The sequence below is a fragment of the Nocardia lijiangensis NBRC 108240 genome (genome assembly GCF_001613045.1).
GTDB classification, from domain to species: Bacteria; Actinomycetota; Actinomycetes; order Mycobacteriales; family Mycobacteriaceae; genus Nocardia; species Nocardia lijiangensis.
In genome coordinates this window covers 1-10927 of record NZ_BDBP01000152.1, presented here as the reverse complement: position 1 = coordinate 10927, position 10927 = coordinate 1, and the positions used below count along the sequence as shown (strand labels likewise).

Here is a 10927-nt window from a genome sequence, read left to right as displayed (position 1 = left end):
CTTGGCCGCCGCACGCCGGGCGGCCGCGCGGGCCCTGGCCCGGCGGCGAGCTCGGGATCGGCTGCTGCCCTGACCTTCCGGCGTCTGGACGGTACCGTCGGCCGTCGCGGTGGTTTCGGGTTCGGGGTCTGCGCTCGGCGCGGCCGGTTCGATGCCCAGCTTGTCCAGGATCATCCGCACCACACGGCCGGGGCTGCGCCCGTCGGTGCGCACCCGCACCGTGGCCACCTCGCGGTACAGCGGGCGGCGTTTGCGCATCAGTTCCCGGTACTTCGCACCGGGGTCGTCGCCGTTGAGCAGCGGGCGCTGGTTGCTCGCGCCGGTACGCCGCAGCCCTTCGGCCACGCTGATCTCCAGGTACACCACCGTCCGGTTGCGCAGCAGCGCACGGGTGTCCTTGGACAACACCGCGCCGCCACCGAGCGAGACCACGCCGCGTTCGGCGAGGATGGCGCGACGCACCACGCGTTCCTCGATCCGGCGGAATTCCGGTTCGCCGTCGGCGGCGAAGATTTCGGGGATGGTGCGGCCGGTTTCGCGCTCGATGCCCGCGTCGGTGTCGTACAGGTCGACGCCGAGTTCCTTGGCGAGCTTGCGGCCGATCGTCGATTTCCCCGCCCCCGGCGGTCCGACCAGCACCACGCGCGGTGCGCGCGGATCGGTCTGCACGATCATTGCGGCCGACTGTCCGCCGGGACGTGCGGGCGGGTGCCGATCCGCTTGACGTAGCTGGTGACGTTCTCGACGGTCTCGTTGAGCGAGTCGCCGCCGAACTTCTCCAGCGCGGCCTGGGCGACCACCAGGGCCACCATCGCCTCGGCGACCACGCCTGCGGCGGGCACGGCGCACACGTCGGAGCGCTGGTGGATGGCCACGGCCTCTTCGCCGGTGCTCATGTCGACGGTGGACAGGGCGCGGGGAACGGTGGAGATCGGCTTCATGGCCGCGCGCACCCGCAGCGGTTCGCCGTTGGTCATGCCGCCTTCCAGGCCGCCCGCGCGATTGGTGGAGCGCAGCACGCCGTCCGCGCCGGGACGCATCTCGTCGTGGGCCTGGCTGCCGCGCCTGCGCGCGGTCTCGAAACCGTCGCCGACCTCGACGCCCTTGATGGCCTGGATCCCCATGAGGGCGGCTGCCAGCCGGGAATCGAGGCGGTTCTCGCCGCTGACGAACGAGCCGAGGCCGACCGGAAGACCCTCCACGATCACCTCGACGACGCCGCCGAGGGTGTCGCCGTCCTTCTTGGCGGCCTCGATCTCGGCGATCATCGCCGCCTCGGCGTCGGCGTCGAACGCGCGCACCGGGCTGGCGTCGACGGCGTCCAGATCCGCGGCGGTGGGCGTCACGCCGGTGGTGTTGGCGGCGGCGCCGATCGAGACCACGTGCGAGACCACCTCGACGCCGAAGGCCTGGCGCAGGAAGTTGCGCGCCACGGTCCCCGCCGCGACGCGGGCGGCCGTCTCGCGCGCGCTCGCCCGCTCGAGCACGTTGCGCGCGTCGTCGAAGCCGTACTTGAGCATGCCCGAGTAATCGGCGTGACCCGGCCGGGGACGCGTCAGCGGAGCGTTGCGGGCCAGGTCGGCCAGTTCGGCGGGATCGACGGGATCGGCGGACATCACGGTCGTCCACTTGGGCCACTCGGAGTTGGCCACCTCGATGGCGACCGGGCCGCCCATGGTGCGCCCGTGCCGCACGCCGCCGATCATCGTCACCTTGTCGGCCTCGAACTTCATCCGGGCGCCACGCCCGTACCCGAGCCTGCGGCGCGCCAGCTGAGCGGAGATGTCCTCGGACGTCACTTCGACACCCGCGACCATCCCGTCGAGCATGGCGACGAGGGCGGGACCATGGGATTCTCCGGCAGTTATCCAGCGCAGCACGCTGTCCATCCTTCCATGTCGGCGCGGTCGGACCCGCATCCGGTCCGCCGTGATCACGGGCACGTCATCGGGGCGAACCGCATGCGAGTCGTCTTCCTGTGTATCGCCGCTCGGCCGCGAGACGCACACCCCGCTCGGCATTGCCCGCGGTTCGCCAGGGAACGACCACCGCACTTGTCGGCGACAACCGCGCATCACCCGCTCGGCACCGCCAAGGCGATCAGCGTCGCAAGGCACATGGACGGACCGTGCGCCACGGTGCCGGAACGCAGACGCACACCCGGGGCGATCCACTCGCGAACCAGAATCACCAGGCCGACGCCCGCCGTGAACACCGGCGCGGCCAGCGCCGCCCACACCCACGCCTGCGCTCCGCCCAACCCGGCGGCCGCGCCGAGCCCTACCGCCAGCTTCGCGTCGCCCGCGCCGAGGCGGGCGGGCGCGGCGAGATGCACCACCAGATAGGGCGCGGCGAGGAGCGCCGCCCCCACCGCCGCGGCTGTGAATTGTGTTGTGAACAGGGCGTATCCGAAGACGGCCAGCGCGCCCCCTCCGGTGAGGGCGTTGGGCAGCCTGCGCTGTCGAAGATCGAAAAGGCTCAGCACCGCACACCATCCCGTGAGCACGGCGAACGCTATGTATGGCATGTGATCCACCCTTGTTGATTTCCCGGGTGTTTCGCCGTCGTCGATACGAAATGTGCATAACCTCAGCGCATGTGAACATCGATCGGATCGGAATTGCCGGGACGCCGCGGTGTCCGGGCGCAGCTCGACGGCTTCGACGGGTCCCTGGTCGCCGGTGATGCGGCGGCCCGTCCGCGACGCGGCGATCGCGTCCGAATTGCCCCGTTCACCCGCCGCCCGTTCGGCCGGCGGAGGTGACGGTTCGGTGTTGTAGTGCCGCACCACGGCGTGTCGGCGGTAACTTTGACCCATGTCAGCTGATCACGCGGGCCGCGGGCCCGACTACGCGGCGCGCCGCGGCGCGCTGCGTAGTCTGCTCGTGGAGAACGAGGTCGATGCGCTGCTGGTCACCGACCTGGTGAACATCAGGTATCTGACCGGGTTCACCGGTTCCAACGCCACACTGCTCGTGTACTCCTGGGATATGCGCAACGCCGAGGAACGCACCGTGATCGGCACCGACGGCCGCTACCGCAGCCAGGTCGGCGAGCAGGCGCCCGACGTGCGCGCCGAGATCGCCCGCGCCACCGCGCGGCGGATCGTGGAGCTGGCGGGGGAGTGGCAGCTCGGCCGGGTCGGCTTCGAGAGCCACGTGGTGACCGTCGACCAGCATCGCGGTTTCGTCGAGCAGAAGACCGGGCTGGAGCTGGTGGCCACTCCCGGCCTGGTCGAGCAGTTGCGCATGGTGAAGGACGCCTACGAGGTCGAACAGCTGCGCAAGGCCTGCGCCGCGGGCGACGCCGGGCTGGCCACGCTGCTCGAGCGCGGCGGACTGCGTCCGGGGCGCACGGAGCGCCAGGTCGCGCGTGACCTGGAATGGGCCATGTACGAGCACGGCGCCGAGGCCGTCTCCTTCGAGACCATCGTCGCCGCGGGCGCCAATTCCGCGATACCGCATCACCGCCCGACCGACGCCGTGCTGGCCGCGGGCGATTTCGTGAAGATCGATTTCGGCGCGGTGGTCGGCGGCTACCACTCCGATATGACCCGCACCTTCGTGCTCGGCCGTCCGTCCGATTGGCAGCGCGAGGTGTACTCCCTGGTGGTGGAGTCGCAGCGGGCCGGGCGCAAGGCGCTGCGGCCCGGCGCGCAGGCGGGCGAGGTGGACGCGGCGGCGCGCTCGGTGATCGAGGCGGCGGGCCACGGCAAGCTGTTCGTGCACGGTCTCGGGCACGGCGTCGGCCTGCGCATCCACGAAGCGCCGGGACTCATGAAAAACGGAACCGGTACACTTCTATCCGGCGTGGCGGTGACCGTCGAACCAGGTGTGTACTTTCCCGGCCGCGGCGGCGTCCGAATCGAGGACACGCTCGTGGTGCGCGAAGGGGGCCCGGAACTGCTCACCCACACCAGCAAAGACCTGACCGTCGTCGACTGACGCCGGTTACCTGAGAACAGGAGATCCGAAGACAGTGGCGGACACCAGCGACTTCAAGAACGGCCTCGTGCTGAAGATCGACGGTCAGCTCCAGCAGATCGTCGAGTTCCAGCACGTCAAGCCGGGTAAGGGCCCCGCCTTCGTGCGGACCAAGCTGAAGAACGTCGTGTCCGGCAAGGTCGTCGACAAGACCTTCAACGCGGGTGTCAAGGTGGAGACCGCGACCGTCGATCGTCGCGATATGACCTACCTGTACCACGACGGCTCCGACTACATCTTCATGGACGGCGAGACCTTCGACCAGCTCTCGATCACCGAGGCCACCATCGGCCAGGGTGCGCGCTTCCTGCTGGAGAACATGGCCGTTCAGGTGGCCGTGCACGAGGGCGAGCCGCTGTTCGTCGAGCTCCCGGTCTCCATCGAGCTCGTGGTGCAGCACACCGACATCGGCCTGCAGGGCGACCGCTCCACCGGCGGCACCAAGCCCGCCACCCTGGAGACCGGCGCCGAGGTGCAGGTGCCGCTGTTCATCAACACCGGCGACAAGCTGCGCATCGACTCGCGCGACGGCAGCTACCTCGGCCGGGTCAACGCCTGATCACCGGTCGCTCGCGGCGGGAGTGCGAGGCCCGGTGGCAGGACCACCGTGGCGGGCGCTCCTGCCGCCCTGATACTCCAACGACGGGGATGATGTGACCGTGGCGGAACAGCCCGCAGACAAGAAATCCACGTTCAAGAAGCTGGGCGCCCGGCACAAGGCCCGGCGCCGCGCCGTGGACCTGCTGTTCGAGGCGGAGGCTCGCGACGTCGATGCCGCCGAGCTGCTCGACGAGCGTGTCGACCTGGCCGCGAAGGACCAGACCGTCGCTCCGGTGCACGCCTACACCAGGACCCTGGTCGAGGGCGTCGCCGACGACTTGGACCGCGTGGACGGCACCATCGAGTCCTACCTGCAGGACTGGACGCTGTCCCGGCTGCCCGCGGTGGACCGCGCCATCCTGCGCATCGCCGTGTGGGAGTTGTTCCACGCCAACGATGTTCCACCCGTGGTGGCCGTCGATGAGGCGGTGGAGCTGGCCAAGGAGCTGTCGACCGACGACTCGCCGTCGTTCGTGAACGGTGTGCTCGGCCAGGTCGTGCTGGTCGCACCGCAGGTGCGCGCGGCCGCCGCGGCGACCCGTGCCCCGCGCCCGGAACCCGAGGCGTGAACAAGTACCTGGTCATGGTCATGCGCACGCCGCGCTTCGACCCGGCCGTCATCGAACCGCACAAGGAGTTTCTGAACGGGCTGGTCGAACGCGGGCAGCTCGTGGAGAGCGGCCGCTTCACCGACGGCACCGGCGGGGCGTACGTCATTCGCGCCGACGATCTCGCGGCGGCCCGCGCGATCGCCTACGCCGACCCGGTGCACACCACCGGCGCTTCGGAACTCACCGTGTACGAGTGGGAGATCACCGTCTCCGCTTGATCGGCGCCGCCCGATCCGGCTCCCGCCGGTGGGTGTACATGGCCCGGCGGGAGCCCACCGGGACGTCTGCGGTGTCCCGGGTCGGGGGTGGCGCCCGCCGCCGGTGTCGACCGGAGATCCGGTGACGGGCACGTCTGTGATCCTGATACCTCGAGTGCGCTCGAGGTCAATGCACTGTGGCGCGGGTCATGCCCTGGCGCGCGACCGCGCTTGTGCGACTGGCGAATCCGCCGGGTACGGGTCTCGGCGTTACCTCGCCCGGCGACGCGCCTGCGCCTATCCTGGAGAAAACCACAGGGGAGGGCGGTGCATGGCACGGCTGCTGAGCTGGCTGCGGACCAACATCGACGGCGTGGTCGCGCTGGTGCTCGCATTGATCGTCGGGCTTCTCGCGGTGCTCGACCTGATCGACATCGAGCAGGTGAACGCCGTTGTGCTGCTGGTACTCGGCTTGCTCGCGACCACGTTGCTGCGCGACCGGCACCTGTCGGCGCAGGCGGTGCGCGACGCGACGTCGGTGCGGTTGCTCTACGGCCCCGAGATCGGGCACGCGCACACCCTGGCTCGTCGCGACACCGAACAGTGGATCTTCAAGGGCGGCACCGGAACCTACATCCGAGCCGTGACGCTGCGCGCGTGCGTGGAGAACGCCCGGCGCGAACAGCGGCCGCTGCGTATGCAAGTGGAGATCCTCGACCCGGCCAACGAGTCGCTGTGCAAGACCTACGCGCAGTTCCGCTCCTCGCTCACGCCCGAGGCCGACCGCACCGGCGAGCAGTGGACCACCGACCGCACCCGCAAGGAGGCGTTCGCGACGGTGCTCGCCGCCTGCTGGTACCGGCAGCGGTTCACGTTCCTGACCATCGACGTCGGGCTCTCCTCGGTGATGACGACCTTCCGCTGGGACCTGTCCTCGAGCTGCGTCATCGTCACCCAGGACAATCCGAACACCCCCGCGCTGATGTTCGAGCGCGACAAGCCCTATTACCGCGACTTCAACCGCGAATTGGTCGCCAGTTTCAAACAGACCCGCCAGGTCCCGCTGAGCCGCAGCGAGGAACTGCCGCTGGCCGACGAGCCGTCCGTCGATCAGGCGCGCGCCCTGTTCGACGCGCTCGGCCTGAGCCTGCCCACCTCCTACACCGACCGCGACGTGGCCGACGTCGTGCGCCGCGCGCTGCAGCCGAGGAATCCCTACTGATGAACGCCTACGCCGAGCTCCGCTCCCTGATCACCGCCGACCGGGCGGGGACCGCGGTGCGCGGCTGGGCGCGGGACTATCTCGCGGATCTGCTCGCGGGCCGCACGGAGGCGGCCGCGGTACGACATCCGCTGGGGTTTGCGTGTTTTCCCGTCTGGCGCGGGGGCGCGCTCGGGGTGTGCCTGCACGTCTGGAGTGCGGGCGCGCGGCCACACCCGACCACGTCGACGATGCACGCGCACAGCTGGGACCTGGTGAGCAGCGTGCTGTACGGCACGGTGGTCAACGAGATCATCGAGGTGACCGCGCCCGCGCAGCCGACGCACCGAATCTTCGAGGTGCACAGCGGCGCCGAGGGCGATCTGGTGCGCGCGACGCCGCGGCTGGCCGGTTACCGCGTGCGGTCCAGGGAGTTCTTCCGCGGCGGCGATGTGTACACGTTGCGCCACGGCGTCTTTCACGTGTCCGAGGTGCCGGGCGCCGCGGCCACCCTGGTGCTCGGCGAGTACCGGCCCGGCGAACCCGATCTGTCGCTCGGCGCGCTCGGCGTCGACGATCATTGGGTGCACCGCGTCGCGTGCACGGAGGCGGAGACCGCTGCGCTGGCCCGCGGCATCTTGGAGCGCCTGACGGACGAATCCCTGCCCGAAGACCTGGAGGAGCGATGCGACCCGGCAACACCCTGAATGTGGCGCCGAACGACGCCGTCGTAGACCTCGCCGCCGACATTGCGATCGCCGCGGCCGCCGAGGCGGGGCTCGCGATCCACGCCGGACTGAGCGGCGCGCTGGAGGTACGTCCCAAGGGCGGCTCCGGCGATCTGGTCACCGCCCTCGACCTGCGCTCCGAGGCCATCATCGTGGGCAGGCTGCGCCACGCGTTCCCGGACCACCGCATCCTGGCCGAGGAGTCCGGGCTGCTCGAGGGGGCCGACGCGGCGTGGTGCTGGGTGGTCGACCCGCTCGACGGCACCAACAACATCGCCATCGGCCTGCCGGTGTACTCCATTGGAATCGCCCTGTGCCACCACGGGATTCCGGTGTTCGGCGTCGTCCACGAGCCGACCACCGGACGCACCTGGTCGGCCAAACGCGGGGACGGCGCCACCGGTCCGGACGGCCCGCTGCTTCAGCCGCAGACACCGCCGCCGCTCGCCGGGCCGACTCTGGCCTGGCTGCAAGGTTATCCGGTTGCCCGCACCGATCCGACGGCCCGCGCGCTGCGCCTCACCCTGGAATCCGGCGCACGGCGGCTCATTCAGCTGTGGTCGCCGCTGCTGTGCTGGATCATGCTGAGCCGCGGCCATATCGACGGCTTCGTCGGCTATCGCGCCGGTGTGGTCGATCTGCCCGCGGGCAGTCTCATCGCACGGGAATCCGGCATCACCGTCACCGGCTTCGACGGCGAACCGCTCGACGACCGGATCGAGCCGATCGGCCAGGAGATCAGCTTCCTCGCCGCACGGCCCGACATGCTCTCCGATCTGACCCTCCTGGTGAAGTCCGCGGCCGACGTCACCGTGACCGGCCTCGGCGGCTGATCCGGACGGGCAACTCCGATCAGCCGGTGATCAGCAGGGCGGCGACCGCGCCCGTGGTGGCGAGCAGCGCGAGACCGAGGCCGGTGAGGACGAAGCGAGTCATCGGGACGCGCACGCCGTGGGTGCGGCAGAACTCGAGGCAGAGCAGGGTGGCCAGCGACGCCCACGGGGTGACGACCGGGCCGACGTTGGTGCCGATCAGCAAGGCGAGCAGCTGATCTCCGTTCTCGGGCGGCACCACCGCCTCACCGGCGGTGTAGGCGGGCAGGTTGTTGGCGACGTTGGAGAGCGCCGCCCCCGCCGCCGCGGCGCGGAAGGCGCCCGCCGCGCCCGCGTCGTCGCCGATCAGCGCGTGCATCACGTCGGAGAGGCCGAGGCGGCTCAGCGTCGGCACCACCAGGAAGAGCCCGACCACGAAAACCAGGAGCTGCCAGGGAATCAGCGAGAAGCGCAGCGCCGAACGGTCGAGCAGCGCGAACGCGGTGACCGCGATCGCCGCGGCCAGCACCGCCGCGATGCCGATGCTCTCGCCGAGGATCGGGATGGCGACGATGAACAGCAGGCACGCCCCGGCCGTCGCGTAGAGCAGTGCGCGTTCCTTCGCGTCGCGCGGACGGACCGGCTCCGGCGGAACGTAGCGGTCACTGCCGCGGCGGTCGCGTCGCCAGAACCAGAGCCACAGGCACAGCATCGTGGCCGCGATCGAAACGAGCTGCGGAGCCCACATTCTGGCGGCGAATTCGGTGGCGTGCAGTGCCACCCGGTCGGCGGCCAGCAGATTGGTCAGGTTCGACACCGGAAGCAGCAGGCTGGCGGTGTTGGCCAGCCACAGCGTGGTCATCGCCAGGGGGAGCGGGGGAATGCGGGCGGGCGCGGCGAGGGCCAGCATGACCGGCGTCAGCAGCACCGCGGTGGTGTCCAGATTGAGCAGGATGGTCGTCGCCGAGGCGAACAGCACGCACAACGCGAACAGCGCCGCGTAGTTTCCGCGCCCGAGGATCGCCACGCGGTGCGCGATGACATCGAAAACCTTCGCCTGCCTCGTCAATTCGGCCAGCACGATGACGCTGCCGAGAAACAGCAGCAGCGGACCGATGCGGCGCATGTTCTCGGCGGCCTCGTCTCTCGGCAGCAGACCGGTGAGCACGCACAGCAGCCCGGCCGCCAGCAGTCCGAGCCGCACCCAATCCAGCACGCTGAGACTTCGAAGGACGGATCGAAAGCCGAGCCCCTTGCGCGGGCGGTCCGGCGCCGCCGCATCGGGCGGCGACGTGGGGCACGGCGCGGAGTCGACATGATCGGGCACGTAATTCATGATTGCATCCGGCGCGCCGCGGTACCCGCATCCGCGCCGTGCTCCGACCGATGAAACCGCCGACGCGCGCGGCGTGATGCGTGCGGTGCCAGTTGTTTTCGGCATCCCTCGCCGGGAGCTGCGGGGCATACTGGGGGCGTGACAGAGCAGGGGCGGGCACGAGACTTCTTCATCAGCTACTCCCCGGCGGACGGTCGGTGGGCGACCTGGCTCGCCTGGCAGCTGGAGTCCGCCGGGTATCGAACCCTGATCCAGGCCTGGGATTTCGTGCCGGGGACGAACTTCATCGACTTCATGGATCGCGGGGTGCGCGAGTCGACGGTGGTCATCGCCGTGCTCTCGGACAACTACCTGAATTCGCGCTACGGGACCATGGAGTGGCAGGCCGCCTTCCGCACCGATCCGGGCAAGCTGCTGCCCGTGCGCATCGCCGACTGCGCGCTGGAGGGACTGCTCGCCACTCTCACCTACCTCGATCTCTTGAACGTCACGACCGCCGAGGAAGCGCGGCGGACGCTGCTTGACCGGGTGTCGGAGATGCTCGTGGGCCGGGCCAAGCCGCGGGTCGAGCCCGGTTTCCCGCACGACGGCCCGGCCGCACTGGCGCCGTTCGCCGACGAGGAGCACGACAACACGGTGGAATCCGCGCTCGGCCGACGGACTCCCGTTGCGGCCCCGGCCTTTCCCGGCAGCGGGCACGAAGAGCACCGCGAGGGCGTGAGCGTGCTGCACGTGGCGGGGCCGCGCTTCGGGCGCGGCCTGTTCGGGCGCGACGAACCGGCCACCGCGCGCGAACTCCAGGCCAGGATCTGGGCGAATGTGACCCACCTCGTCGACCGCGGTGCGCCGCGACCGAACCTGATCGTGGTGAGCGGCGATCTGACAGAATCCGGGCGGCCGCGCGAGGTGGACGAGGCGCTGTCGTTCCTGACGGGGCTGCGGGTGCTGCTCGGCCTGGAACCCGACCGGCTGATCGTGGTGCCCGGCAACCACGACGTGTCGAAGGTGGCCTGTCACGCCTACTTCCTGAATTGCGAGGCGCGCGAACGCACCCCGCAGCCACCGTACTTCCCGAAGCTGGAACAGTTCGCGCGGCTGTTCGGCGAGCTCTATCAGGGGCTGGACCACTTGGTGTTCGACGTCGGCCAGCCATGGACCCTGTTCCCGATCCCCGAATTGCGGGTGGTGGTCGCGGGCCTGAACTCGACCATGGCCGCGACCCACCGTGCCGAGGACGACTACGGCAGCATCGGCGAACCGCAGGCCGCCTGGTTCGCCGAACGGCTGCGCGCCTTCGAGGAACTGGGCTGGCTGCGCGTCGGCGTGCTGCGGCACGATCCGGTGCCAGGCTCCGCGGCGGCCGCGCACGATCCGGCGCTGCTGCGCGACGCCGAGACGCTGTCCCGGCTGCTCGGCGGCCGGCTGCACCTGCTGCTGCACGGCCCCGGTCCCGGCGGAC

Annotated in this window: 12 protein-coding genes; 8 read left to right on the top strand and 4 right to left on the bottom strand. The window is 70.3% G+C overall.

The genetic code is table 11. From position 1 onward, the window contains the following. The 3 genes from NL1_RS34405 to NL1_RS34395 form a co-directional block, all read right to left on the bottom strand. A partial coding sequence (locus NL1_RS34405; protein ID WP_084511371.1) for a shikimate kinase occupies positions 1 to 675 on the bottom strand: 675 nt, incomplete at its 3' end. After that, positions 672 to 1880 (bottom strand): chorismate synthase, encoded by a 1209-nt coding sequence (gene aroC / locus NL1_RS34400; protein WP_067848716.1) that lies wholly within the window; start codon positions 1878 to 1880, stop codon positions 672 to 674. The genes NL1_RS34405 and aroC, both read right to left, overlap by 4 nt. Before the next feature lie 194 nt (positions 1881 to 2074). Further along, positions 2075 to 2527, bottom strand: a complete 453-nt coding sequence (locus tag NL1_RS34395) for a prepilin peptidase (RefSeq protein WP_067848714.1) — start codon at positions 2525 to 2527, stop codon at positions 2075 to 2077. A 289-nt stretch (positions 2528 to 2816) separates the two neighbouring features. On the opposite strand from NL1_RS34395, the gene NL1_RS34390 reads away from it, so the two are divergent. From NL1_RS34390 to NL1_RS34360, 7 genes are all read left to right on the top strand, one after another. Then, entirely contained in the window at positions 2817 to 3944 is a 1128-nt protein-coding gene (locus NL1_RS34390; protein WP_067848710.1) for a M24 family metallopeptidase, read from the top strand. Between the two features lie 34 nt (positions 3945 to 3978). Next, the gene (gene efp / locus NL1_RS34385; RefSeq protein WP_067848708.1) at positions 3979 to 4542 is read left to right on the top strand and encodes an elongation factor P; all 564 of its coding nucleotides are present in this window, start codon (positions 3979 to 3981) and stop codon (positions 4540 to 4542) included. Between the two features lie 100 nt (positions 4543 to 4642). After that, positions 4643 to 5152: a transcription antitermination factor NusB gene (gene nusB, locus NL1_RS34380; protein WP_067848712.1), complete on the top strand. Its 510-nt coding sequence runs from the start codon at positions 4643 to 4645 to the stop codon at positions 5150 to 5152. Then, entirely contained in the window at positions 5149 to 5412 is a 264-nt protein-coding gene (locus NL1_RS34375) for a YciI family protein (protein ID WP_067848705.1), read from the top strand. Before nusB ends, NL1_RS34375 begins: the two co-directional genes overlap by 4 nt. 310 nt (positions 5413 to 5722) lie before the next feature. Further along, complete coding sequence (locus NL1_RS34370; protein WP_067848702.1) at positions 5723 to 6613, top strand: hypothetical protein; 891 nt, start codon at positions 5723 to 5725, stop codon at positions 6611 to 6613. Further along, entirely contained in the window at positions 6613 to 7299 is a 687-nt protein-coding gene (locus tag NL1_RS34365) for a hypothetical protein (protein ID WP_067848700.1), read from the top strand. Before NL1_RS34370 ends, NL1_RS34365 begins: the two co-directional genes overlap by 1 nt. Further along, on the top strand, positions 7278 to 8153 hold the full coding sequence (locus tag NL1_RS34360; protein WP_067848697.1) for an inositol monophosphatase family protein: 876 nt from the start codon (positions 7278 to 7280) through the stop codon (positions 8151 to 8153). The genes NL1_RS34365 and NL1_RS34360 overlap by 22 nt, the downstream gene beginning before the upstream one ends. 19 nt (positions 8154 to 8172) lie before the next feature. Here the strand turns inward: NL1_RS34360 and NL1_RS34355 are convergent, their stop codons facing one another. Beyond that, positions 8173 to 9468 carry an ArsB/NhaD family transporter gene (locus tag NL1_RS34355; RefSeq protein ID WP_067848694.1) on the bottom strand — a complete coding sequence of 432 codons (1296 nt, stop codon included), beginning with the start codon at positions 9466 to 9468 and terminating at the stop codon, positions 8173 to 8175. A 138-nt stretch (positions 9469 to 9606) separates the two neighbouring features. On the opposite strand from NL1_RS34355, the gene NL1_RS34350 reads away from it, so the two are divergent. After that, a partial coding sequence (locus NL1_RS34350; RefSeq protein WP_156095183.1) for a TIR domain-containing protein occupies positions 9607 to 10927 on the top strand: 1321 nt, incomplete at its 3' end.

What these genes read in the sequence shown, in the direction of transcription:
- NL1_RS34355 (WP_067848694.1), bottom strand. Translation starts at nt 9,468, where the DNA reads ATGAATTACGTGCCCGATCATGTCGACTCCGCGCCGTGCCCCACGTCG.
- NL1_RS34390 (WP_067848710.1), top strand. Translation starts at nt 2,817, where the DNA reads ATGTCAGCTGATCACGCGGGCCGCGGGCCCGACTACGCGGCGCGCCGC.
- NL1_RS34365 (WP_067848700.1), top strand. Translation starts at nt 6,613, where the DNA reads ATGAACGCCTACGCCGAGCTCCGCTCCCTGATCACCGCCGACCGGGCG.
- NL1_RS34395 (WP_067848714.1), bottom strand. Translation starts at nt 2,527, where the DNA reads ATGCCATACATAGCGTTCGCCGTGCTCACGGGATGGTGTGCGGTGCTG.
- NL1_RS34370 (WP_067848702.1), top strand. Translation starts at nt 5,723, where the DNA reads ATGGCACGGCTGCTGAGCTGGCTGCGGACCAACATCGACGGCGTGGTC.
- NL1_RS34360 (WP_067848697.1), top strand. Translation starts at nt 7,278, where the DNA reads ATGCGACCCGGCAACACCCTGAATGTGGCGCCGAACGACGCCGTCGTA.